The sequence below is a fragment of the Nostoc sp. CALU 546 genome, from assembly GCF_048836525.1.
Window position 1 is genome coordinate 1 of record NZ_JAWJTF010000052.1, and the last position, 25796, is coordinate 25796.

The window sequence follows — 25796 nt, forward strand, 5'->3', positions numbered from 1 at the left end:
CCTCACTCATTACTCATTACTCATTACTCAGCACTCATTACTTAAGTTTGCCTGAGCGCGTCAACTCCCGCCCTTTACCGCCGGTGGAAATAGTTGATATGCGGCAAGAATTGCAGCAGGGAAATCGTTCTATATTTAGTAGATCGCTGCAAGCAGCTTTGCAAGAGTTGCAAGAAAGAAAACAACAGGGGATTTTATTTATTCATCGCCGGGGACACAGTACTTTTGTATCTTGCCGCAGTTGTGGATATGTGTTGGAATGTCCGCACTGTGATGTGTCGCTGGCGTACCACCACACCGAAGAAAAAGCGCCGGAATTATTGCGTTGCCATTACTGTAACTATGCGCGATCGCATCCTAAATTCTGCCCCGATTGTAGTTCCCCTTACCTGAAATTTTTCGGTAGCGGTACTCAGCGAGTCACCCAGGAACTAGCGCGACAATTCCCAGAGTTGCGCTTGATTCGTTTTGATAGCGATACCACCCGCAACAAAGGCTCACACCGGACTCTACTCACCAAGTTTGCCAACGGCGAAGCGGATTTATTAGTTGGTACGCAAATGCTTACCAAAGGTTTGGATTTACCACAGGTGACACTTGTGGGCGTTGTCGCCGCCGATGGATTGCTAAATTTATCAGATTATCGCGCCAGTGAACGAGCATTTCAAACCTTGACTCAAGTCGCTGGACGTGCTGGTAGAGGCGAAGATCCCGGTAGGGTGATTGTGCAGACTTATACTACAGAACATCAGGTAATTGCAGCAGTGCGATCGCACGATTATCAATCTTTTTCTCAAGCTGAGTTAGAACAACGCCAAGCACTCAATTATCCCCCTTATGGGCGGTTAATTTTGTTGCGGTTAAGTAGTCTCGACCCGATTCAAGTGCAAAATACGGCGCAAATTATTGCCACAGCCTTGAGTACAGAAGAAGAATTCGAGATATTAGGCCCAGCACCAGCGAGTATTTTACGGGTAGCGAATCGTTATCGCTGGCAAATATTGATTAAATTTGACCCCGATGCCTTACCAAAATTACCCGATTGGGAAGAAGTGCGATCGCTTTGTCCTTCGTCTGTGAGCTTAACTATTGATGTAGACCCGATTAATATTATGTAACTACATCGGTAAGGTGAGAGTGAACGCCGTTTGACCAGAAGGTGTTAAATCAAGGGTGAGATCGCCCCCATGTGCGCGGGCAATTTCACGGGCTAGGCTCAGTCCTAATCCAATTCCTTCTACCTTACGGTTACGTGAGGGATCACCGCGATAAAAACGGTCAAAAATGCGATCGCGATCGCTCAGTGGAATATCTTGGGATGCATTGGCAATAGTAACGTGGAGAGTTGTGGGAGTTTGATGAGTGCGAATCTTGATCCAGCCGTTGGCGAGATTGTATTTGATGGCATTACTGAACAGGTTTTGCAAAACTTGAATTAAAAGATCGCGATCGCCTTTTACCCGCAACCCATCAGTAAAGTCTGTTTGCACAGTCAACTGAGGAGCTAGCATTTCCACATCTTCTAGCATCTCCATCAGCAACTCAGACATATCCACCTCAACCAGATATAAGCTCATTTTTCCCGCATCTGCCAGAGATAGCAGCAAGAGTTTCCGCATAATTCCACTCAGGCGGCGCACTTCATCTAACAGATTACTTAAGCGCTGTTGCACTTCACTACCAGGATCAACCTGTTGCAGTGTTCGTTCTAGTTCACCTTGCAAAATAGTTAGTGGAGTTTTCAGTTCATGAGCAGCGTCGCCACTAAAGCGAGAAGCTTGGGTAAAACTGCGTTCCAAGCGTTCTAACATTTGATTAAACACCTGAATCAGTTCGATAAATTCAACATCAGTTGTGCCAATGGGAATTCTTTGATCTAGCCCTTTGACAGTCACCTGTTGAATGACGCCCGTTAATTGATGGATGGGACGTAAAGCGCTACCAGAAACCAACCATGCTCCCACTGCAACCAGCAGAAGCGCTCCCGGAATTGAAACCAGGAAGATATTGCGAATAGTAGCCATTTCTTGATCGACGGCTTGCAGACTGACAGCAATGGCAATCTGAACATTGGGAAATTTAGTTGCCCCAATTCGCCAAGCTGTTGTTTCCGTCTGCTCAGTGACGAATTGAGGAGGACGTGGACGAATCAGGCGTGGCGGCTCGAAGGATGGATTTGTAATGGGGGGAAAAGGTGGTGGTTCTCTAGGAGGAGGTGGTGGTAGAGGTATTGACTGAAGACGTTGAACCAGCAGAGGATTCACCTTGAGATCGGCAGGTAGAGAATTAGATTCGTAAAGTATGTTGCCGTTTGCGTCAAGCACTAGCAGAGCGATGGGAGTTTTTATATTTGTTCCACCGCCAAAGGCATAAGGTAACGAGTCTGCGTAAAGTTGCCATCGTTCGCGATCGGGTGAACGAGTTGCTCGCATCAAATGATTTAATAGTTCTGCATCTAGGCGGCTAATCTTGGCATTGTAAATCTGAAACCAGGAAACTGCACCAAATCCGACTAATGTGCTACCAGCTAAAGCCGCAGACAACAAAGCAATGCGAAGTCGAAAGGAAGGAAGTTTCATGAGGAAGAATCTGGCTTGCGAAATCGGTATCCAACCCCTCGAATGCTTTCAATCCAGACTACTTCATTAATGGGGTCAATCTTTTTACGAATTCGCTGGATACAAACATCCACGACATTGGTGTTGGGGTTAAAGTCGTAGCCCCAAACGTGTTCCAAGATTTGGGTACGAGTAAAAACACGTCCGGGAGAGCGCATGAGATATTCTAGAAGATTAAACTCGCGGCTGGTGAGTTCTATCGCCTGGCGATCGCAAGTGACTTCTCTGGTGATGCGATCGAGTTTGATAGGGCCAACGCAAAGCAGATTTTGGCGATCGCTTCCACTCCGGCGCACAACAGCATGAATTCGAGCCGCTAATTCTTCCACAAAAAACGGTTTAGCAATGTAATCATCGGCTCCTAAATTCAGCCCTTCCAAGCGATCGTCTAGTTCATTCCGAGCCGTCAACAAAATCACCGGAGTATTCCGACCTTGCCGCCGCAATAGTTTTAAAATTGATAGTCCATCCTTTCCCGGCATCATAATGTCGAGTACGATCGCATCATATTCGTTATCTAATGCCCGCAGATATCCTTCATCACCATTATCGCAGTAGTCTACGACAAATCCCTGCTCCTTCAGTCCAGCCCGGACAAAGTTAGCAATTTTCGCTTCATCTTCCACAAATAGAACATTCACAAGCATTTATTAATTCATATATTCTTCCATTCTAAATTCATTATTTTTTTGTTCAAATTACAAAACTGTCATTTAGAAAATAGGGAAGCTGTAATTTTGAGGTGGCTCAATTAGAAATATGAACACCCTACCTTTTGAAGGTTGATTTTTATGAATATTCGTCGAATCTTAGCCCTAGCAACAATTCCTTTTGTGATTGGTACATTTGGTTTCATTGCACCCAATCAGGCAAATGCCGCTAATCCCTCTCATCGGAACGTACAGATTTCACAACAGCCTAACAGACCACAAATATCTGATAAAAAACCAAAAGTTAGACATTCTAAACCCCGTCCCAATCAGAAAAAACGTTCTCCTCAACATCCCCAACCGCATAATCAGGGCGCAGTTCAAAACCGGGTAGGACAGAATAATCGTTAATTGAAGCACCCTTAAACTTTGCCTTGCCCTCAGCCGTGATATTGCCAGAGGATTCCTTCCTCAAATTACAAAACTGTAATTCAAAAAGAGGGCAGGCTGTAATTTTGAGAAGACTTAATTAAAAATATAAACCTTTGGAGATTTAATGATGAATATTCGTCGAGTATTAGTGGTGACAGCGATTCCTGTTTTGGTTGGCACATTTGGTTTTATTTCACTCAATCAAGCAAATGCTGCTAATCAATCCCATAAAATTGCACAGGCGCAACTACCACCCAACCAACCATCGGACAAACAGCCGCGTCCACCCAGACCTGATTTTGCAGCCGCAGCAGCCAAGTTAGGAGTTACAGAAGCACAATTAAAAGCTGCGTTAGGAGTTCCTGCCAATCCTCCAAATCCAGGCGATCGCAATCAACGCCCACCCAGACCTGATTTTGCAGCCGCAGCAGCCAAGTTAGGAGTTACAGAAGCACAGTTAAAAGCTGCGTTAGGAGTTCCTGCCAATCCTCCAAATCCAGGCGATCGCAATCAACGTCCACCCAAACCCGATTTTGCAGCCGCAGCGGCAAAGTTAGGAGTTACAGAAGCACAGTTCAAGGCTGCGTTAGGAGTTCCTGCCAATCCTCCAAATCCAGGCGATCGCAATCAACGTCCACCCAAACCCGATTTTGCAGCCGCAGCCGCAAAACTTGGTGTCACTGAACAACAATTAATCGATGCACTAGGCGTTCCACCTCATCCTCCTGGCGATCGCGGAGCCTCTCATCACGAAAATCGTCCTAATCAACCAGAATAACTGAACATTATGTAGACATTTGTAGAGACGCGATGAATCGCGTCTTTTTTGATTCATTTGGCTGTCTTGCCAAAAATCGCAACACCTAATGAGAAAATAAGATATTCCAACAAAGCGATCGCAATTTGATTTTTACCAAGCCCATTAATCAGACCTGATTTTTTGAGTTCAAAGAGAAAAAAAGCCTTATTGGGTACAAAGTAGAAGGTTAGTGCTTTAAAATACTCCCGAAAGCCAGTCTTTATTGAATAAGTTTTGTGTAGAATTTGTTGGTGAGGTTACTTACCTGATTTTCAATTGCAACAATCCAGGTTTAATTTATGAATCAGTCTTTTTCTCAAAGCCAAGCAAGACGAAATCGTAAACAAAGACTGTGGCAGCAAAAGTGGAGTTTAAAGACAAAAGCAATAGTTTGGGCACTAAGCATCAGTGTCCTTCCTGTGGTTGCAATTGGAACAGTTACTTACTACTACGGCATTAATTTAATTACCAAACAAATTCCGCAAGTAAGACTTGAGAGTGCAAAAAGTTCAACCGAAACAGAACTTGCTCTACAGAGACAATTATCACTCCTGTTAACTGGTATGGGAGTAACAGCAATTTTGGCAGGTGCGATCGCTGTTTTGGTGACGAATCGAGTTATAAGTCGAGTCAGCAAGGCAGCAACAATCTCTAACAATATCAAAACGAAGCTACGTCCAGACAGTGACTTTACTGAAGTTTTCATCGCTAACCAAGATGAACTAGTGATGTTAGAGAGAAACATCACCTTATTTACAGACTTGCTTTCGGTTTTAGTACAAGAGAAAGAAGCCGAAGCTGATTACTCCCAGCTATTGATACAAATTACCCGCTGGATTCGAGAATCATTTAATGAAGAAGATGTTCTCAAAACTACCTCAGAAGAAATTCGCAGAGCTTTAAGCATTGATCGTGTCACCATTTTTTGCTTCAACTCCAACTGTAATGGAACCTTTATCACTGAATCCGTAGCACCTGGCTTACCGAAAATCTTAGGGGTTACAGTCTCTAATCCAGGATTAGAGGTAGGGTATGTAGAAAAATACCAGAATGGTAGCATCCGTGCTATTGATGACATCCATAAAGCCGATCTCAGTGATAGTGATATTGAATTGCTGGAACAATTTGCAGTTAAATCTCATTTAGTAGCACCCATTCTTAAAGGCAAACAGCTATTTGGTTTATTGATTGCACATCAGTGTTCTAGACTTCGCTTTTGGCAGCAGTCTGAAATTGATTTGTTCGCTCAGATAGCCATGCAAGTAGGATTTGCCCTTGACTACACCAAGCTTCTAAAACAGGTAGATACCAAGGCAGATAAAGCTCAGTTATTCATAGAAATTACCCGCAGCATTCGCCAATCCCTCAACGAAGAGGATGTCCTCAAAACTACTGTGGAAGAGGTTCGTAAAGTATTGAGTACTGATCGAGTGCTGGTTTATAGCCTTAACACTGATTTGTCTGGAATTATCATTGCCGAATCAGTGGTTCCAGGTTATCCCAAAGTTTTGCGGTCTGAAATCCAAGACCAATGTTTTGGTCAGGGTTATGTAGAAAAGTATCAATCTGGTCGCGTTGTCGCCACAAACAATATTTATGAGTCCGGTTTGGCTGATTGTCATATTAGCCTACTCGAATCCTTTGCTGTCAAAGCAAATTTGGTCGCCCCTATTCTCAAAGATGAACAGCTATTTGGCTTGTTAATTGCCCATCAGTGTTCTAGACCCCGTGATTGGCAACAGCCTGAGATTGATTTATTTGCCCAGATAGCAATGCAAGTAGGATTTGCTCTTGACCACGCCAGGTTGATGCAACGAATTGAGGCTGAAGGTGTGCAAAGTCGGTTGCTGGCAGATACTATCGGCAGCATTCGCCAATCGCTCAATGAAGAGGATGTCCTCAAAATCACCGTAGACGAGGTTCGTAAGGTACTGAGTACTGACCGAGTGATGATTTATAGCTTTAATGCTAATTGGTCTGGAACTGTGATTGCCGAATCAGTTGTTCTCACCTACCCAAAAGTTTTGCGAGCTGAAATCCAAGACCCATGTTTTGGTCAAGGCTATGTAGAAGAGTATCAGTCTGGTCGTGTTCTTGCAATCAACAACATTTATGAAGCCGGTTTAGCTGATTGTCACATTAGCTTACTCGAATCCTTTGCTGTCAAAGCAAATTTAGTAGCCCCCATTCTTAAAGATGAGCAGCTATTTGGCTTATTAATTGCACATCAGTGTTCCAGACCTCGTGATTGGCAACAATCCGAGATTGATTTATTTGGTCAAATAGCCATGCAAGTGGGATTTGCTCTGAATCATGCCAGACTCCTGCAAAGAATCGAAGCCGAAAGGATGCGAAGTCAGTTGCTAGTGGATATTATCCGCAAGATTCGCCAATCACTTAACGAAGAAGATATCATCAAAACCACTGTGGAAGAGGTTCGCAAAGCACTAAGTACTGACCGAGTGCTGGTTTATAGTTTTTACGCTAATTGGTTCGGAATTATCATTGCCGAATCAGTGGTTTCAGGTTATCCCAAAGTTTTGCGGTCTAAAATCCACGATCCCTGTTTTACTCAAGGCTATGTAGAAAAGTACCAGTCTGGTCGCGTGGTCGCAATCAACAACATTTATGAGTCTGATTTGGCTGATTGTCACATTAATTTACTCGAATCCTTTGCTGTCAAAGCAAATTTAGTAGCACCCATTATCAAAGATGAGCAGCTATTTGGCTTATTAATTGCACATCAGTGTTCTGAACCCCGTGATTGGCAACAGCCTGAGATTGATTTATTTGCCCAGATAGCGATGCAAGTAGGATTTACTCTCGATCATGCTAGGCTCCTACAAGCGTATCAAGCTGCCGAAGCTAACTCTGATGAATAGAATAGCTATTGCAACCCGCAGATCCCCGACTTTTACGAAGTTGGGGATATTTTTCTCACGAATGAGCAAGTATAGCAGGAGGCAGAAGGCAGGAGGCAGGAGGCAGGAGGTAAAAGTATTACTATTCCTAGCCTTGGGGTTTTCAAAATGTCCTAGCCTATGTGGCTACGGCTATAATAACAAACTACAATACTTGTCGGGTTTTGGGGAAAAGGTTAAAGGGGAAAGAAAAAACCTTTAACCTTTACCCTTTAACCTTTTCCCAAACCCAATTCCGAGTTCAAAATGCTTTACCCAAGCAGTATTGTAACAAACTATGTATTTTCACGTTAAACTTAGTGTCACTTTTGACGAAGAAGCTGCTAGAGCGATCGCTAGCGGCAAAATTCGATGTTCCTGAATTTGAATCCTGGCGTGGAGTGTTTCTGCTGTATCATCGGGCAATACTGGTACTGCGGCTTGCATCAATATTGGGCCACTGTCCATTTCTAAACAAGCTATGTGCGCTGTACAACCAGTGATTTTTACCCCAGATGCCAAGGCTTGTTCTACAGCATGGATTCCCTTGAAACTAGGCAACAAACTAGGATGGATATTAATAATTTTGTCAGGAAAGGCATCCATGAAAACTGACGTTAATAATCGCATCCAACCAGCCAAAATCACCCATTCCACATCGTAGCGCCGCAATGTCTGCACAATTTTCTGATCAAATTCTTCTCGGCTTTGATAGTTGCGGTGATTTAATAAAACAGCTTCTACACCTCTATTAGCTGCTCTGACAGCTGCTTTCGCCGAGGGGTTATTGTAAATTAAAACTTGAATTTGGGCATTTAGCTGTCCATCTTGGATAGCTTGAGCAACTACATCAAAATTGCTGCCATTCCCAGAAGCCATAATTCCCAATTTTAAAGGGGCGACTTGTTGGCATACATCGCTAATGCTAGGAGAAACCAAGCTAAGGGTTGAATCAGGGCGGAGGGTCATAACAGCTAAGAGGGAAAATTATAGATGCCAAAAAAATATACTAAATCGTGGTTGGATAATGATACAGTAGCCGCCTAGATTTTTATGACATAAATAGGTAGAATTTGATTCTTTGATGAAGCTAGAGAGACGCGATAAATCGCCGTCTCTACAGGAAAATTATCTGTAAATTAGTTCTTGACAGACTACTAGTACCGCACGGCGTAAATAAGCCACCCATCTTAAACGTCTGAAACCTTTGCAAACAATTAATTACGAATTACGAATTACGAATTCCGCCTTGCGGTACTAGTCCGGTTGATAAAGATGATATTCTAAAGCTTGGTATAAGAGGATGTTTGAAAAGTCATGATTGATGTATCAAATATTTTTTTACCCCTCCCTAACCCTCCCCTTAGAAAGGGGAGGGAACTAGATTTTCCGGTTTCCCCCCTTTCTAAGGGGGGATTAAGGGGGGTAAGAATGCAATTAAAATCACAGCCAACGACTTTTCAAACAACCTCTAAGGGAAACAACACAGAGATTAAAGCCGCATCGAATTTGATCGCAGCATAGGTGAGTTAAATGGCAAAGGTAGCGTTGCTGATTGGGGTCAGTGAGTATGAACCAGGGCTGAACCCTTTGCCCAGTGCAGTTAGAGATGTGGAAGCAGTGTACGATGTACTGCTGCATCCAGAGATGGGCGGATTTGCTGCGTCAGATATTACCCTGCTAAAAAATCCTGAGCGACAAGTTGTAGAAATTGCGATCGAAACGCTGTTTTCCGGTCGGCACAAGGATGATTTGCTGCTGCTGTACTTTTCAGGACACGGCATCAAAGACGATCGCGGTAGGCTGTATCTGGCGACTCGCAACACCAGTAAGACGAAGCAGGGCGAATTGATTCGCTCAACGTCGGTGTCTGCCAATTTTATTCACGATCGCATGAGCGAAAGCCGTTCCCGGCGGCAGGTCGTAATCCTAGATAGCTGCTTTAGTGGCGCGTTTGCTGAGGGGATGTCTGCTAAAGATGACGGCATGATTGACATCCGGGAGCAGTTAGGCGGTGAAGGACGAGCCGTATTGACTTCTTCTACTTCGACTCAATATTCCTTTGAGGAGGAGGGGCAAGATTTATCGATTTATACTCGTTTTTTGATTGAAGGTATCAAGTCGGGAGAAGCCGATCGCGATCGCGATGAGTTTATATCCATCGATGAACTCCATGAATACGCCAGTCAGAAGGTGCGAGAACTTCAACCTGCGATGAAGCCGGAAATCTATGCAATTCGAGAAGGTTTTAAAATTCGACTGGCAAAGGTAGCTCCTGGTGATCCTAGACAGCGATACCGTAAAGAGGTAGCGAGATTTATTCATCGAGGCGAAATTTCCCTTGTTGGTCGTCGGACATTAGATTATCAGAGGACTCGCTTGGGATTGGAGACAACTGAGGCGAAGGCGATCGAAGATGAGGTATTAGAACCGTATCGCAACGAGTTCCGCGAAAAACTCCAGCAGTATCAGCAGGTATTCACTGAACTACTGGAGCGAGATGAGAGAATTACTGATAGCGATCGCCACGATCTGCAAAATCTCCAACAAATTTTGGGGCTGCGGAATGAGGACACGATGCCGATTGAGGCACTGGTGACTGCACGGTTTAAGACACATCAGCAAAACCTGCAAACTTATCAGCAAGCCTTTACAACGGCACTGCGGCAGGAGTATCCTCTGAGTGCAGCAAGCCGCGATCGCTTACGGCAAACCCAGCAGCAATTAGAACTTGCCGATAGAGATATTGCGGCGATTGAATCTCAGATTACGGCTGAGGTAGAGGCATATCACCAGAAACTCCAAGATTACCAACGGCTGTTTTTTACTGCCACCCAGCAGGAATATCCCCTCAGCGAGGCAACCCGCAATAATTTACGTCAACAGCAGCAGCGCTTGGGATTGACAGATGTAGATGTTGCACCAATTGAAGCGCAAATCACAACACAGATTGAAAGCTATCATCAAAAACTCCAGCAGTACGAACAGGCGTTTGTGAAGGCGACGCAGCGCCAGCATTATCCAGATGAGGTGACGCAAAAGCAGTTACAAGAAACCTGGCAGACGTTGGGGTTGAATGAGGGAGATGTGAGAGCGATCGAGAGGCGGATTAATGCGGAGATTGAAACCCATCAAGCAAACTTGCGGCAATATGAGCAGGAGTTTACAGAGGCTATTCAGCAAGAATATCCGCTCAGTGCTTTCAAACGCTCTCAACTAACGCAACGTCATCAAGCGTTGAATCTGAGTGCTGAAGATGTGACTGCAATTGAAAATCCAATTGTTGCTGCGATCGAGGAACATCGGCAAAAGCTGCAACAGTATGAAGAGGTGTTTAGAGAGTCGATGCAGTTTGAATATCCTCTCAGTGACGTTACTCGTGAAGAACTTCAACGTTTTCAACGAATTTTAGAGCTAAACGATGCGGAAACAACTGCACTTGAAGCAATTATTATTCAACAATCTTCACAAGCAGAATACCGGAAACAGCAAGAGAGAATCAGACAGCAACAAGAGGCAGATAAACAACAACAACAAGAAGCTGTACGACTGAAGCAGCAGGAGGCAGAGAAACAACGGCAGCGAGAGGAAGCAGAATCTCGTCAAAAATTACAGCAGTATATTCAGCAGCCAAGCCGTACTCAACCAACTCAAGAGCGAATAAGCCGACAAAAGTTTTTGAAGTGGGCTGGTTTGGGAGGTGTAGGTTTAGTGACAGCAGTAGTAGGTGGTGAAATTCTTAAGCGTCAATTACTGATACCTGAATCTACTAATAAATCAACAACTATCTCTGTAGCTGGACCTAAATATATTTCCTTTAAATTTGAAACAGTGACGGTAGATAAAAAGGGACAGGTAATTAAACGAGATTCTAACAAGCAAGCTAAGTTCTTTAAGGAAGATTTAGGCAAGGGCATAACTTTAGATATGGTTGAGATTCCTGGAGGCTCTTTTAATATGGGTTCGCCACCCAGTGAAACTGACCGATCTACAAGTGAAGACCCACAGCAGGCTGTGAATGTCCCTGCTTTTTTTATAGGCAAGTTTGAAGTGACTCAGGAACAGTACCAGCAAATAATGGGCAGCAATCCGTCTAACTTCAAGGGAGCAAAACTTCCTGTAGAAAGAGTGTCCTGGAATGATGCAGTAGAATTTTGCAAAAAGCTGAGTCAAAAGACTGGGCGCAAATATCGCCTACCTAGTGAAGCAGAGTGGGAATACGCCTGTCGTGCAGGAACAACGACACCATTTAACTTTGGCGAGACGATTACAACTGAGTTAGCTAACTACAATGGGGATTACACCTACGCTTCTGCACCAAAGGGCAAATATCGTCAAGAAACAACAGAAGTAGGAAGTTTTCCACCCAATGCCTTTGGATTATACGATATGCACGGTAATGTCTGGGAGTGGTGTCAAGATAATTGGCATGACAGCTATAAAGGAGCGCCTAGAGATGGAAGTGCATGGGTAAATAATGATAATCAATTTCAAGTACTGCGGGGCGGTTCCTGGGTCAACTATCCTAAACTCTGCCGTTCCGCGTCCCGCAACTACGACCTTAGGGCGGTGCGCGGCAACTTCGTCGACGGTATTGGTTTTCGTGTTGTCTGCGCGGTTGGGAGGACTCTTCAGTAGCCCTTTATACTCTAGCTCTTTTACCCTCTACCCTTCTTTCCTTTACCCTTTTTGAGTGTAGCGGAGCTGAACGATCTAATTTTTTTCAAAAAACAGAGTTGTTGAATTCAGAAGTCAAAAAGTGACATGACCAGAGTTTATTTAGACACAAGTATTTATAACCGCCCTTTTGATGACCAAACACAGCCAAAAATATTTTTAGAAACACAAGCTGTCATCTTAATTTTACAAATGGTCGAAGCAAAATTAATAGAATTAGTTAGTTAGTTCTTCAGTTCTAGAATATGAAAATAGTCGTAACCCTTTTTCTGTAAACCAACAGTCAATGGAGCAATACTTACAAATAGCTACATTGAGAGTATTACTAGATGAAAACATTAGAGTGAGAGCAAAACAACTAGAACAACAAGGGATTAAAGCCATTGATGCTCTCCATGTTGCTTGTGCCGAAGCTTCTAAAAGTGATTATTTTATCACTTGTGATAAGAGATTAATCAATCGCTGTCAAAGTTTAACACTCAAAGCAATCAACCCCACTGATTTTATTTTGGAGATGGAAGATGACAATTAAAGTTATTAACGAACAGCAAAATTTACAAGAAGTAATGCAGGTACTCTTTACACATTTAGAGCCATCCAAGGTAATGAAATTTTGGGCAGCTTGTAAATTAGGCGAAGGTGATTATTTACAACCCACATTCCGCACTTCAAAATGTAGTATAAAAGCCTAAATAATGATTTCCGAATACAAGTAAATAATAAGACATGTGAATCTTTAATAAACTCGCAGAAATAAACCTGTGTGACGAAGACGGTGAGGCTTACATTGCTGAGAAGAAATTGATTTCAAGCTTTGTCTAAAACTAAATAGACATTGGTTCAATCCAAGTGAGACAATTCATATAAACTCAAAAACATTTGAGGGTAAAAAATGTCTCCAATCGAAAATACTCAAATTAAAAATATTGACCATTTAGGAATAGTAGCTGGGTTAATTGATGAAATAGGAATAGTTGAAATAATTAATTCCCAATTAGGAATAGACCCTCGTGAAAAGATAACAGCAGGAACACTGGTGAAAGCAATTTTAATCAATGGATTAGGATTTGTCTCAAGACCTTTATATTTATTTAGTCAGTTTTTTGATGATAAAGCTATCGAAATATTATTGGGAGAAGATGTAAAAACTGATTACATCAATGACGATAAAATTGGCAGAGTTATGGATAAGTTATATAAAAGTGGATTGAATAATCTGTTTATGGAAATTGTATTATCAGTAATTAAAAAATTTAATCTATCTACAAAATACTCACATTTGGATGCAACATCATTTCATCTGCATGGAGAATACAACAGTGAAGAGCATCAGGAAAAAGAATCGGAAATAACCAGGGAAAGACCAATAATTATCACTAAAGGATATTCTCGTGACCACAGACCAGATTTGAAACAATGTGTTTTAGATTTAATAACTAGTAGTGATGGAGACATCCCATTATTAATGAGAGTTGGAGATGGAAATGAAGCGGACAAAGCTGTATTTGGCAAAATCTTAGTAGAGTTTAAAAAGCAAATAGATTTCGATAGTATTATGGTCTGTGATAGTGCATTATATAGTCAGGAAAATCTCAATTTAATTGCACATTTAAAATGGATAAGTAGAGTGCCAATGACCATAAAAAAAGCACGAGACTTAGTGCAATTGGTAGAGATAGAAGAGAGAAACACACAATCAAGAGAGAAAGGGGTAGCCCAAACTTTAGATGAATACCAGTGGAAAGAAGAAATAGTAAATTATGGTGGGATTAAACAAACTTGGCTGATAGTAGAAAGCCAAAAAAGAAAGTCCAGTGATTTAGAGAAGCTAGAGCAAAGGCTCAAGAAAGAAAAAGTTAACGTTGAAAAACTACTACAAGAATTAAAAAGAGAAGATTTTGAAACTCCGCAGACAGCCAGATATAAACTAAAAGTCATCAATAAAAAGCTGAAACTCTTTGAAATTAAAGAACTCCAACTTTTTGAAAGTCAGTCAAAACAGAAGAAAACTGTTTATAAAATCTCAGCAGAGATTCATGAAAAACTAGAAGAGATAGAAATCCTCAGAAAATCAGCCGGAAGATTTATTTTAGCGACGAATTTAGTTGATGACGAAAAGTTAACACCCTCAGAAATTATTACAACTTATAAAAATCAACAGTCTTGTGAAAGAGGATTTAGATTTCTGAAAGACCCTTTATTTTTTGCAGATAGTTTTTTTGTAGAAAACCCTGAGCGCATTGAGACGATGTTATTTTTAATGTCTTTGTGTCTGTTAGTTTATAATCTTGGTCAAAGGGAACTGAGAAATAGCTTAAAAAGACTCAAAGTCGGCATCAAAAATCAACTAGGAAAATTAACAATTTCTCCTACCTTAAGATGGGTCTTTCAATGTTTCCAAGGAATTCACTTTTTGACTTTAAATGGGATTAATCAAGTGATTAATTTAACCTCAGAACGCCATTATATTTTGAATTGTTTACCATCATCTTGTCAAAAGTATTATCTACTTTCTTAAGCTAAACACTGTTTTCAGATTGAATCAAAATTTATCAACATCTGGAGGAACAATCATTGCTCTTCAAAATCAGCGTCCTTGCATAACCTATTTTATGGGTCAAATTTTTTATATTTGCTCATTTATCTTCATGCGTTAGATTCATTCTGTACTCTAGTTCTTAACTATCCTAATTTTTGGCTTTTCTCTTCCTCGTAATCTTTTTATACTTCAATTTGAAGTGCGGAATATGGGTTACAACTAAAAGAAAAACTATTTGCTCAAGATAACGTTGATAGTTTGTATGAAAAAATCCAAGCCTATCAAAACATAGAATGAAACTATAGTAATCCGATTTGATTCCTGAAATTATCTGCGTAGGTAGGGAACAGGGAACAGAAAACAAAGGTATAGATGTGTACTGAATCTTGTTCAAAAATCAAATAGGAGTCCTATAGAAGAAGAATTCAGAAGTCAGAAGCAAAGCCGGAGATGCTGTACTTACGGTCATAATTAAGCCAAGTGGAGATAATTATGAACCAAGAGCAAACCCCAAGCGTAGGCGTAGCCCGTCGTAGACATCGCTAATCCTGAGAGAAATCAAGCTCAGGGTAAAATCAGGGCGGAGGGTTATAACAGCTAAGAGGGAAAATTATAGATGCCAAAAAAATATACTAAATCGTGGTTGGATAATGATACAGCTGCCGCCTGGATTTTTCTTACACCAGCACTAATTTTACTGGGTGTTTTTATCATTTGGCCGATCGCCTATTTGTTCTACCTCAGTTTTACCGCTGGTAGTTTCACCTTAAAAGGTACTTATTGGATAGGCTTAAAAAACTATTGGCGCTTGCTACTCAACCCTGACTTCTGGCAAGTTCTGGGTAACACCTTTTATTTTACTGTTGCCACCATCATTCCCAGTTTAGTTATCTCCTTGGGATTGGCAGTGTTATTAAACCGCTCTATTCCCTTGCGGGGCATTTTGCGGAGTGCCTATTTTCTGCCTTCAATTATTTCACTTGTGGCAGCTGGTTTGGGATTTCGCTGGCTGTTTCAAACATCAGGGCCAGTTAACGGACTTTTAGATTTTTTTGGCATTCCAGCCATACCCTGGCTAGGAGACACATTTTGGGCAATGCCAGTACTTATTTTAATGAGTATTTGGAAACAACTCGGTTTCAATATGGTGGTTTTTTTAGCAGGGTTGCAAGCAATTCCTCCCAGTCGTTATGAAGCAGCAGATTTGGATGGGGCAAATGCTTGGCAACAATTTTGGTATATTACTCTGCCTGGATTGCGCCCTACTTTGATATTTGCAATCATCACTACCGCGATTTTTACATTGCGGAGTTTTGAGCAAGTTTATGTGATGACTGGCGGTGGCCCACTGAATTCAACTAATTTGCTGGTTTACTACATTTACCAAGAGGCTTTTGGCCAGTTTGATTTTGGTTATGCCGCCGCCGCCGCGACGGTGTTATTAGCTGTGACAATGGTACTAGTTTATTTGCAACTGCAAACTTGGGGAGAGGAGTAGGGGGCAGGGGGCAGGGGAGGCAGGGGAGGCAGGGGAGGTAGGGAGGCAAGAGGGAATTTTGGAATGTTGCTAAATCATCGTGCAAATATGCAACGCCCTACTTTTTATATAGGCTGCGATATTCCCAAGGGTTTACAAATTTAGCATCACTCCAAACGCCGAGCCGTTGTTCCTTTGCTTTAGCTTCGGCTTGTTGAACTAAGTCTTTGCTAGGACACTTGTTTAAATAGGGACGATACACTTTTGCCAATCCTTCTTGCAACAATACCTGCTGCACAAAAGTGCCATTTTGTAAACGAACTTCGGCAACTTTGCGTCCATAGCGATCGCTATCGGTGATATTCAAAGTCACGCGATCGCCTCCTTGTTGCACCAGTTGTTGCACCCGTTCTTGGGCTTTCACACCCCAAGTAAATTGATTGCGATCGCTAATGCGTTTACTCTGCTTTTCTTTGTTGGTATGAGCTATCTCTGGCGCATCTACACAAGCAAAGCGCACTGTAACATTTTTACCATTGGGATCTTTCACCACTAAAGTATCACCATCACTGACTCGCTCAACTGGTTCTCCAGAAGTACCGATAAAGCGATCGCAGCCTATCAAACCTAAAATTAGGATAGTTGCACAAAGCCAAAATCGCACTGATTTAGTTAATTTCTCCATCCAAATTTACCAAATTATCTCTGTGGAATCGGACATTATACACTAACACTGTATGCTTTGCATTAGTGTAGAAGTATGTTACTTAAACTCTGCGATCGCAATATTTGTGAAACTGAATTTATTCAAAAACTTTGACTCTCGACCCCGGCTGATAATTGCTGTTGGACTCGCTGTATTAGTTTCAGTAATCCTTCCGGCTTGGCTTCACTTACCAATTCGCATTCTCTGTGCTTGGAACTCCGGCATTGACTTTTTCTTAGCCGTGACTTGGTGGAAAATGATCAAAGCTAACCCAGAAAAAATTCGCCGTTATGCTGAGAGTGAATATGAAGGACATTTGGCTATATTCATGCTGGTGATTGCTGCGGCTTGTGCTAGTGTTTTAGCCATTGGGTTTTTACTAACTGATAAAAAAGAGTTATCAACTATTCTACTTACACTACATGTCATACTTTCAATTATGACCATTGTCGGTTCTTGGCTATTAGTGCATACGATGTTTGCAGTGCAATATGCACATAGCTATTACAAATATATTAATCGTAATAATAGTAAAGAAATCACCAAAGGTTTAGATTTTCCTCATAACGACTATCCAGACTATTGGGAATTTTTATATTATTCTTTTGTAATTGGCATGACTAGCCAAGTTTCCGATGTGCAGACGACATCACGCAATATGAGGCGCTTGACTCTGTTACATGGCGTATTATCCTTCTTTTTCAATACCACTATTTTAGCTATGAGTATTAATATCATTGCATCGCTGATTTGAATAATAGATAAGAGACGCGATGAATCACAGACAAGAGACGCGATGAATCACAGACAAGAGACGCGATGAATCGCCGTCTCTACAATAATCAGCCTTTTGTAGAGACGGCGATTTATCGCGTCTTTGTACCTTACAGTACACTGTGTTAGGAGTGTCAATAAATTAACTCGCGTCTTCCCAATCACTGAGTAACTCATGCTGTTGTGCTGTTTCCTTACATTTGCGGAATGGTATTTTAGGAGTACCAATATTCATGCCAGGAAAAAACTGTTTTTTCGTCTTGGTGGGTCTATTTTCTTTTGTTGTTGAACTGATCTGTTGGGTTTCCATTGGTAAATAAATTTCTGATTAAAACCTGAGAACCAATGTATAACATCAATTTCCAAACGGCAAATTTCTGGAGAGGGATAAAAAATACATATTCCGCTCGTAAAAGTATATTTTGTCAACTTCAATCATCCAGGGTGGCTTTCAAAACACCACATCTTTACGCAATTTGAGATTTTGAATGCGAGTATCTTCGGCGGGTGGCACATCCCTCTGAGTAAATGGAATCTGCTTAAAGTTAGCAGCCAGATATTCTGCTAATGCATCTTGCTCAGAACCATCAGCAGCAAAGGTAGCTAAACCTGTGCGTTTGCTATTATCAGCATCTTTTGATGTCAAATCAACCCGTTCTCTTTTGGGAAAAGGATAGCCATCACCACCACCTGCTAGGAAGTTGAGGGTAACAGTGCGGAAAATCCGATTAGAGTCACCCACTAACTCGGCATTTTTAACTACTACATCAATAATTTTGCCTTTTCTATCTTTGATTGCCAGGGATTTTACACGCTTCCCTGCTGGCAAGTTTGGGTCAAAGCTAAAGGCTAATCCCGCTACTTGGGGAAAACTACCAGGGGTAGCACCTGGTGCTATAGCCGCTACGCTGTGTTCAATCACCGCTAGTAGTTCTGTTGCATTCAGAGTAACTAAAGTCAAACCATTGTTGAACCGTAAAGCATTGATGATATCAAGTTGGGAAATTTCTTTTTCTTTCTTACCTGCTACAGGATTTGCTTGGGGTGGCAGTTTGATAACATCCTGTGAGCGAGTCGAACCTGGGGGAAAGGTATATATACCGATATTGTCACGGATACCACCGCCATTTTTGATGGAAATGACAGTTTTAGGATCATATCGTTTGGCGATCGCTAAATTAGCTTCGGCTGTCAAATTCCCGAAATTGGTTTCTTGGGTGCGAACATCACCCCGCCAGCCGTTGAGGAAAACGTTGGTTTTCCCAAAAATCAGACTATCTTGGGCAATAATTACTTTTTTGAGTGCTTCTGTAATGGCGACAATTTTGGCATCGGGTTTTCCGCCTACAGCTGCTACACCAGGGGAATCAGTCGCATAAACACCACTGATTTTGGAGTCAATATTTTTAGGAATAATCACTCCATTGGCATCAAAGTTAACTACTAAACGACCAACATAGCGATAGTTTCCATCGGTATTAACTACGGCTATCGGACTACCATCTGCTGCTTTTTTGAGGATTGGATAAGTTCCAGCAGATTTATCACCCACTCGAAGACGGTCTGTTTTGTCGGCTAGTAAGGTATTGGAACCACCAGCAACAATAATATCTACTCCCTTAAGTAATTCTGCTAACTTTTGCTCAATAGCAATTTGCTGCATGTGTGCCAACAGAATGACTTTATTAATCTCTGGGTTTTTTGTCAGCAGTGTATCAACAGAAGTTTGAATTTCAGCAGCTAAGGCGGCGATGTCTGCGGCATCACGGTCATTAAATTCTTTAGGTAAGACAGTCACACCACCGGGAGAAGAAATAGACCGCAGTGTGGGAGTTGTCGCCCCAACTACACCAATTTTTTCACCATTGACGGTAATGATGGTGTTACGGGCAATTTTATTAGGGATTTTACTTGCCTCTTGCCCATCGGCTGTAACTAATTTTGCCAGTTCTTTATCAGTGCTGAAGTCTAGATTCGTGCTGAGATAGGGAAATTTTGTACCTGGGTAATCTTCTTGAGGGCGAATTAAATCGGCAACAACACCCGTACCTAAATCAAATTCGTGATTACCAAAGGCGATCGCACCAAACCCAAGAGCATTTAAAATTAAAATATCTCCTCGTCCTTGTCCACCAAACACTGTGTCACTGGCAAATAAGAAGGGACTGGGAATATAAGCATCTCCAGATGAAAGGATTAAAGTATTGGGATAATCAGGTTTGCCGTCACCATTAGCATCTTGATTTTTGAGTGCATTCAACACCGCCGAAAAGTTTGGCACATCCTTCAGCGCTGGGACACCTGCTTCTTGGTCAGAAGTATGTAAAAGTTGCAGTGTGAACCCTGACTTATGTGCTGTTCTGACTTGCGCCACACCAACAGTAGTTCCTAGAAATAAAAAAATGCTAGATGTAATTAGCCAACTCAACTGGCTAGCACTTAAATCTCGGCACATAAACCGATTATTTGGTTTTTTTACTTGTTTTGACATAAGGTTATTTTTGTAACTTAGCAAAATACTTGGTCGCCATTGCTAAATGCGATCGCAACATACTTATAAATTTTCCATCCCCGTGAGGGGAAGTTGATGAAAAAGTTTTGTGGAAAAACTTTTTGCCCTGGATTTGAAACCGTTTCCATCCCCGTGAGGGGAAGTTGATGAAAAAGCTTAAACTTGGTTACGCTTTACGCGAAAACATTAATGGTTTCCATCCCCATGAGGGGAAGTTGATGAAAAAGTGGTGGTCAAGCTGTAGATTGTGTCTATTATCAAAAGGTTTCCATCCCCGTGAGGGGAAGTTGATGAAAAAGCCATCTATACTGAAGGTGATTCATTTGCTATATTGTTTCCATCCCCGTGAGGGGAAGTTGATGAAAAAGCAGTTTAACTGGGAATGAGGGGTGGGAAGGTCACCCTTTAACGTTTCCATCCCCGTGAGGGGAAGTTGATGAAAAAGTTAAATCTTGCCGCAACAGAAATAGATATTCAGTTGAAGTTTCCATCCCCGTGAGGGGAAGTTGATGAAAAAGTGTAATTTGGAGAATTTTCTTCTTATGAGTTTAGAAAGTTTCCATCCCTGTGAGGGGAAGTTGATGAAAAAGCAGTATTTTGGAATGGTGAGAATATCTACCAAGACGTTTCCATCCCCGTGAGGGGAAGTTGATGAAAAAGGCTACTCTTCCAGAAGCCTTATGACAATTGAGTTTGAGATGGGTCAATCTGAGGGGGTTGTTTTTTCATGTGAATAATTGATAAATCTTCTCAATAAACTCAATCTTGACACACCTCAAAGGCTTACTCAGCAAGCTATCTGAGGGGGTCCACGAAAGAATAAGGGTTTCAGCCGTTCCCTGACCCCCTCAGATACTTATCAATCAATGAATAATTTATAAGTTTGTCAAATGATTGGGACTAGTTAGAAACACTAGCTTTAAAGTTAGGTTTATTAATTTTTCATGGTTCAGTAAATTTAGTAATCAGCGTATAGAAATCTACTAAAAAAGTCAAGGTGAAGTATAAAGTATAAAATCACTCACTCCACCTAGTAGCTCATTTTAGTCATAGTCTAAAGTTGATTTCGCGCTTTGAGTTGCAGATATCGCTCAACCAACTGATCAGCAATTTGATTTGCTGGTGCATCTAGTACCAATACACCTTTTTGTTTCAGTTGAGCAAATGCTACTTGTCGTTGCATTAATAAATCTAATGCCACTGCACGTCCATAAGCACCTGGAACATCATCTGTGAAAGTGTGTGCTAAACGATCAACTTGCGGATCTCGCAGAGTTACGCAAAATGGCAGATAGCGGGGTGCTAGTTTGGAGAGTGCGGCTAGGAGTTCTGTAGAGGCAGTGACATCAACTAAATCGGTAATAACTACTACAAGCGCCCTCCGAGTTTGTCGCTGCAAAACATTTGTCACCGCCCCCAAATAATCAGATTCAAATAATACTGGTTGAATTGGAGTTAGCCGATCAATTAGCTGATTCAAATGATTTTGACCGCGTTCTGGGGGAATCCACGTATGCATTTGGCGGTCAAATACACCAACACCCACGCGATCGCCTCGATGTAAACCTGCCAAAGCTAAGGATAAAGTTGCATTCAAACCCCAATCAAATCGCTGCAAACTCTGCACTTTTGCCGTCATCAACCGTCCGCGATCGAGTAAAATCAGCAATGTTTGTTCCTGTTCTGGTTCTAGAACCCTCACCAGTGGCGTTGCATTACCATAAGCGCCAACCCGACGGGCGGTAGCTTTCCAATCAATAAACCGCAAATCGTCACCAGTGCGATAGTTTCGCAGTTCGGCAAACTCTGTACCAATACCAGTTTTGCGAGATTGGCGGATTGATCCCGATGATTGCACTGTCAGACGAATTGTGAGCGATCGCAATCCCACTAAATCAGGATAAACTTTCACTGGTAAACTTTGGGGAATTTGCCAATCATCCCAAGCTAATCCCCAAAGTCCCAACTGTCGGACTTGAATATTTCCCCAAGGAAACTCTCCCCGTTGTGTCGGGTGGACGGTATACGTTAATTCCTCAGTGCTGTTACTAGGAACAATGGCACTCAGTGCAGGTGCAGACACGCCAAATCCTGTTGGGTAATAGTCGCGGATTTCAATTTGGGCGTTAGTATTTTGTGATGTCACTTTTAGCACCACAGGATTATCCCGCCCAATGGATAATCGTGACGGTAATTCGCGGGTAATTTGCACACGAGAACGCCGCACCCGTAAACCATCTACAATCATCAATCCTAGAACGATGGCATCAAATAGCACAGTGATGACGATGGTTGCTCTGATAGTGGGAAATAAGAATAAAATCGGGGCGTAGGCGTAGCCCGTCGTAGATATCGCTATACCCAAAACCAACAATAAATAAACTCGTCTGGAAGGAACCATTTTTTATAGCGAGAAGTTAGGAGTTAGATTTTAGGAGGCAGGAGGCAGAATTAACACACGTTTAAAAATGTGAAACTTAGGTTGTGGAGACTTTGTATCTCGCTATACTCTACTCTGTTCCCTGTTCCCTTCTTCAGTAAATTTCAATGTAACCGAAATAAGAATACTTGCTAAGAGGTTATTTGAAAAGTCTAAATTATTACTTGCTTTTGCGACTAGAAGTCGCGGCTACACATACAAAACCCGCCTACGAGGGTTATAAGTCTGACTCTCTTAATTACGAATTACGAATTACGAAATGGATAATAGAACGAAATTATCGATTTAACTGAGGAAAATCTACAATTTATGAATAGCAAAACTAAATTATTGACTTTTGTCACAGTAACACTGGCAGTTTCTTCTTTGACTGTCAGCACAGTTGTAGCAAAGGCAAAACTAACAAACCAGTCAAAACTTTTTATCAATGGCATCGGCACAGTAAAAGTTGGCATGACTGTTTCCCAAGCAGCAAAGGCTGCTGGTACTAAGCTAGTGGGCGATCCACCAAATAACAATTGCTACTATGTTAAGCCACAAAATGAACCCAAAAATCTTTCGTTCATGGTGACACAAGGTCGCATTTCTAGAGTAGATATCCGGCAAAATACTCAGATTACTACCCTCAAAGGTGCAAAAATTGGCGACACTGAAGCACAAATCAAGTCCCTTTACCCAGGACAAATTGAAGTCACACCTCATAAATACGTCCAAGAGGGACATTACCTAACTTTCATCCCGAAAGACCGCACCGATCGCAACTATCGTGTAGTATTTGAGACTGATGGTAAGCTTGTCACTCAGTTCAGAGCGGGTAAATTGCCGGAAGTTGAATATGTTGAGGGCTGTTCTTAATTTTTGAGGCTGGGCATTACCCAGCCTACTAGACATCTCCAAAAATGATGTAGAGACAATACCCTGCGGGAAGCCGCTCCGCGTCTACATGAATTGTCTCTACCAAGGATTTAGAGCAACGCAGAATTAATTTTCACCAGATGTCTATTGGTTTAGTACTTCTTCAGACTTGATACCTGTGATATCTTCCAAGCTAGCTTCAGACTCTCCGCTTGTGACATCGATCTGAAGGTTATCGAAATTAGCGATCGCTTGTTGTAGTTTATCCACAACTTGATCGACAGAAATACTACCTAAGTCACCAGAGGCACGGGTACGGATACTCAAGGTGTTGGTTTCCACTTCCTTAGCTCCCACCACTGCCATCACGGGTATTTTTTCTTTCTCTGCATTGCGAATCTGTTTACCCAAGCGATCGCCACTGGTATCAACTTCTGCACGGATGCCCAACGCTCTCATCTTCGCCACCACATCTTTAGCAAAGACTAGCTGTGTATCACCCACCGGCAGTAATCTCGTTTGCACTGGCGCTAACCACAAAGGAAAATCGCCTGCATATTCTTCAATTAAAATCCCAATCAACCTTTCCAGTGAACCAAAAGGCGCACGGTGAATCATCACTGGGCGTTTGCGAACACCATCTTCGGCAACGTACTCTAAATCAAAGCGTTCTGGCAAATTGTAATCTACCTGCACAGTTCCTAATTGCCACTCCCGATCTAGGGCATCACTAAAGATAAAGTCAAGTTTGGGCCCATAAAAAGCCGCTTCTCCAATCCCTTCAAAGTGTTCCATCCCCAAAGTTTCAACTGCACGGCGAATTGCACCTTCGGCTTTGTCCCAAACTTCATCGGAACCGATGTACTTATCACTAGCTGGATCGCGGAAACTGAGTCTAGCTTTAAAGTTTTTCAGTTGCAGACTATTGAACACCGACAAAATCAAATCCACCACATTGAGGAATTCACTATCTAGCTGTTCTGGGGTGACGAACAAGTGAGAATCATCCACTGTAAAACCTCGCACCCGCGTTAAACCGCCCAATTCCCCTGATTGTTCGTAACGGTAAACAGTACCAAATTCTGCCAAGCGCATCGGCAGTTCTCGATAAGAGCGTAACTCACTCTTATATATTTGGATGTGAAAAGGGCAGTTCATCGGCTTCATAACGAAGCCCTGTTCCTGTGCGGCAGCTTCCTCATTATCTGCCATTAAGGGGAACATATCTTCTTTATATTTTTGCCAATGTCCAGAGGTTTTAAATAAATCTACTCTGGCAATATGAGGCGTTACTACAGATAAATAACCGCGTTTTAACTGTTCTTGCTTGAGGAAGTCTTCTAAAGTACTCCGCAACAGAGTACCTTTGGGTGTCCACAAAGGTAAACCTGGCCCTACCAGATCGGAAAATATAAATAATCCCAGTTCCTTACCCAGTTTCCGGTGATCTCGCCGCAGCGCTTCTTCTTTGCGTCGCTTATATTCAGCGAGTTGTTCAGGGCTTTCCCAGGCTGTGGCGTATATACGTTGTAATTGAGCTTTGGTTTCATCCCCACGCCAATAAGCGCCAGCAACGCTTTCTAGTTCAATTGCTTTCGGGTTTAATTCACTGGTATTTTCCACATGAGGCCCTGCACACAAATCCCACCATTCATTCCCCAGGTGGTAAATCGTGATTGGTTCGTTTTTGATATCTGCCAGGATTTCTAGCTTATAAGGTTCCTTAATTTCCTGAATTCGGCGTTCGGCTTCTTCTCGGCTGACTTCTTCCCGAATTACCGCCAGTTTGCGATTGATAATCTTTACCATCTCTTTCTTGATGGCTTTGAGATCGTTTTCACTAAATGGTTCTGGACTGTCGAAGTCATAGTAAAAACCATTTTCAATCCAAGGGCCGATTGTAACTTGTGCCTTGGGAAACAGCTTTTGTACTGCCATTGCCATAACATGGGAAGCAGTGTGGCGAATCTTTTTTAAGTTCTCCGATTCGCTGGTACGCGGTAAATAAATTTTTTCAACTTGTTCTGAGTGTTCTGACTGATTAGATGATTTTAGCGACATTGGCTGCTGAACCGTTGGCGAAGTGATTACAAAAGATTTATCTGAATCTGTAGGCTTATTCAACTATAACGACTTTGATTTTCGCCAGTTCAGCTTATCAAAAAAGAATTCTAAATTCAGAATTAATTGGAATCCGACTAGCGGATAGCGCAGTTTCAGGAGGCAGGAGGATAAAGGCAGGAGGCAGGAGGTAACCCACCCTTAAAAGAGTGGGATTGAAGTAAGGACGTTTTATACCTCGCTGCAAGCAGTCTCAGTATAATTATTGCTTTGAACTGGGCTTTAGACCCAGAACTAAAGTTTTAATTGATACTTCTTACCTCCTGCCCTCTGCCTCCTGCCTTCTGCCTTTCTTC

21 protein-coding genes and 2 pseudogenes are annotated in these 25796 nt (G+C 42.1%); 14 read left to right on the forward strand and 9 right to left on the reverse strand.

Translation table 11 applies throughout. The features are described 5' to 3' along the window. Positions 1-1118 (forward strand): replication restart helicase PriA (priA, locus tag RRG12_RS23295; protein WP_420760836.1); only part of this gene is annotated, 1118 nt, incomplete at its 5' end. Here priA and RRG12_RS23300 read toward each other — a convergent pair. After that, a complete protein-coding gene (locus RRG12_RS23300; protein WP_420760837.1) occupies positions 1119-2579 on the reverse strand; it encodes an ATP-binding protein in 1461 nt (486 codons plus the stop codon). Next, positions 2576-3259 (reverse strand): response regulator transcription factor, encoded by a 684-nt coding sequence (locus RRG12_RS23305; RefSeq protein ID WP_420760863.1) that lies wholly within the window; start codon positions 3257-3259, stop codon positions 2576-2578. The genes RRG12_RS23300 and RRG12_RS23305 overlap by 4 nt, the downstream gene beginning before the upstream one ends. Positions 3260-3409: 150 nt before the next feature. Here RRG12_RS23305 and RRG12_RS23310 point away from each other — a divergent pair, with 150 nt between their 5' ends. The 3 genes from RRG12_RS23310 to RRG12_RS23320 all read left to right on the forward strand — a co-directional run bounded on the left by RRG12_RS23310 (position 3410) and on the right by RRG12_RS23320 (position 7381). Further along, positions 3410-3679, forward strand: coding sequence for a hypothetical protein (locus RRG12_RS23310; protein WP_069074086.1), 270 nt, complete (start codon positions 3410-3412; stop codon positions 3677-3679). A gap of 145 nt (positions 3680-3824) precedes the next feature. Further along, positions 3825-4478 (forward strand): hypothetical protein, encoded by a 654-nt coding sequence (locus RRG12_RS23315; protein ID WP_420760838.1) that lies wholly within the window; start codon positions 3825-3827, stop codon positions 4476-4478. Between the two features lie 320 nt (positions 4479-4798). After that, positions 4799-7381: a GAF domain-containing protein gene (locus RRG12_RS23320; RefSeq protein ID WP_420760839.1), complete on the forward strand. Its 2583-nt coding sequence runs from the start codon at positions 4799-4801 to the stop codon at positions 7379-7381. 324 nt (positions 7382-7705) lie between these two features. Here the strand turns inward: RRG12_RS23320 and purN are convergent, their stop codons facing one another. Next, positions 7706-8368: a phosphoribosylglycinamide formyltransferase gene (gene purN, locus RRG12_RS23325; protein WP_420760840.1), complete on the reverse strand. Its 663-nt coding sequence runs from the start codon at positions 8366-8368 to the stop codon at positions 7706-7708. A gap of 564 nt (positions 8369-8932) precedes the next feature. On the opposite strand from purN, the pseudogene RRG12_RS23330 reads away from it, so the two are divergent. The 7 genes and pseudogenes from RRG12_RS23330 to RRG12_RS23360 form a co-directional block, all read left to right on the forward strand. Next, positions 8933-9616 (forward strand): annotated as a pseudogene (locus RRG12_RS23330) (caspase family protein); the annotation flags it as partial. 1599 nt (positions 9617-11215) lie between these two features. After that, a pseudogene (locus RRG12_RS23335) lies at positions 11216-12037 on the forward strand (formylglycine-generating enzyme family protein); the annotation flags it as partial. 126 nt (positions 12038-12163) lie between these two features. Beyond that, positions 12164-12304, forward strand: a complete 141-nt coding sequence (locus RRG12_RS23340) for a hypothetical protein (RefSeq protein WP_420760841.1) — start codon at positions 12164-12166, stop codon at positions 12302-12304. A 58-nt stretch (positions 12305-12362) separates the two neighbouring features. After that, positions 12363-12608, forward strand: a complete 246-nt coding sequence (locus RRG12_RS23345) for a PIN domain-containing protein (protein ID WP_420760842.1) — start codon at positions 12363-12365, stop codon at positions 12606-12608. Beyond that, the gene (locus RRG12_RS23350; RefSeq protein WP_420760843.1) at positions 12598-12768 is read left to right on the forward strand and encodes a hypothetical protein; all 171 of its coding nucleotides are present in this window, start codon (positions 12598-12600) and stop codon (positions 12766-12768) included. Before RRG12_RS23345 ends, RRG12_RS23350 begins: the two co-directional genes overlap by 11 nt. Before the next feature lie 200 nt (positions 12769-12968). Then, positions 12969-14594, forward strand: coding sequence for an IS1634 family transposase (locus RRG12_RS23355; RefSeq protein ID WP_420758599.1), 1626 nt, complete (start codon positions 12969-12971; stop codon positions 14592-14594). Positions 14595-15231: 637 nt separating this feature from the next. Next, entirely contained in the window at positions 15232-16113 is an 882-nt protein-coding gene (locus tag RRG12_RS23360; protein ID WP_420760844.1) for a carbohydrate ABC transporter permease, read from the forward strand. Positions 16114-16210: 97 nt separating this feature from the next. Here RRG12_RS23360 and RRG12_RS23365 read toward each other — a convergent pair whose 3' ends face one another. After that, a complete protein-coding gene (locus tag RRG12_RS23365; RefSeq protein ID WP_069074094.1) occupies positions 16211-16777 on the reverse strand; it encodes a thermonuclease family protein in 567 nt (188 codons plus the stop codon). A 52-nt stretch (positions 16778-16829) separates the two neighbouring features. On the opposite strand from RRG12_RS23365, the gene RRG12_RS23370 reads away from it, so the two are divergent. Further along, entirely contained in the window at positions 16830-17552 is a 723-nt protein-coding gene (locus RRG12_RS23370; protein ID WP_420760845.1) for a DUF1345 domain-containing protein, read from the forward strand. 162 nt (positions 17553-17714) lie between these two features. On the opposite strand, the gene RRG12_RS23375 is transcribed toward RRG12_RS23370, so the two are convergent. The 3 genes from RRG12_RS23375 to RRG12_RS23385 all read right to left on the reverse strand — a co-directional run bounded on the left by RRG12_RS23375 (position 17715) and on the right by RRG12_RS23385 (position 20212). After that, complete coding sequence (locus RRG12_RS23375; RefSeq protein ID WP_420760846.1) at positions 17715-17882, reverse strand: hypothetical protein; 168 nt, start codon at positions 17880-17882, stop codon at positions 17715-17717. Between the two features lie 141 nt (positions 17883-18023). Beyond that, entirely contained in the window at positions 18024-20063 is a 2040-nt protein-coding gene (locus RRG12_RS23380) for a bifunctional metallophosphatase/5'-nucleotidase (protein ID WP_420760847.1), read from the reverse strand. 17 nt (positions 20064-20080) lie between these two features. Continuing rightward, a complete protein-coding gene (locus tag RRG12_RS23385; protein ID WP_420760848.1) occupies positions 20081-20212 on the reverse strand; it encodes a hypothetical protein in 132 nt (43 codons plus the stop codon). Positions 20213-20230: 18 nt separating this feature from the next. Here RRG12_RS23385 and RRG12_RS23390 point away from each other — a divergent pair, with 18 nt between their 5' ends. After that, positions 20231-20470: a hypothetical protein gene (locus tag RRG12_RS23390; RefSeq protein WP_420760849.1), complete on the forward strand. Its 240-nt coding sequence runs from the start codon at positions 20231-20233 to the stop codon at positions 20468-20470. A 668-nt stretch (positions 20471-21138) separates the two neighbouring features. On the opposite strand, the gene RRG12_RS23395 is transcribed toward RRG12_RS23390, so the two are convergent. Then, a complete protein-coding gene (locus tag RRG12_RS23395; RefSeq protein WP_420760850.1) occupies positions 21139-22485 on the reverse strand; it encodes a DUF58 domain-containing protein in 1347 nt (448 codons plus the stop codon). Positions 22486-22833: 348 nt separating this feature from the next. Here RRG12_RS23395 and RRG12_RS23400 point away from each other — a divergent pair, with 348 nt between their 5' ends. Beyond that, complete coding sequence (locus tag RRG12_RS23400; protein WP_420760851.1) at positions 22834-23379, forward strand: hypothetical protein; 546 nt, start codon at positions 22834-22836, stop codon at positions 23377-23379. Between the two features lie 144 nt (positions 23380-23523). Here the strand turns inward: RRG12_RS23400 and thrS are convergent, their stop codons facing one another. Continuing rightward, a complete protein-coding gene (gene thrS, locus RRG12_RS23405) occupies positions 23524-25440 on the reverse strand; it encodes a threonine--tRNA ligase (RefSeq protein ID WP_420760864.1) in 1917 nt (638 codons plus the stop codon). Positions 25441-25796 lie beyond the last annotated feature (356 nt).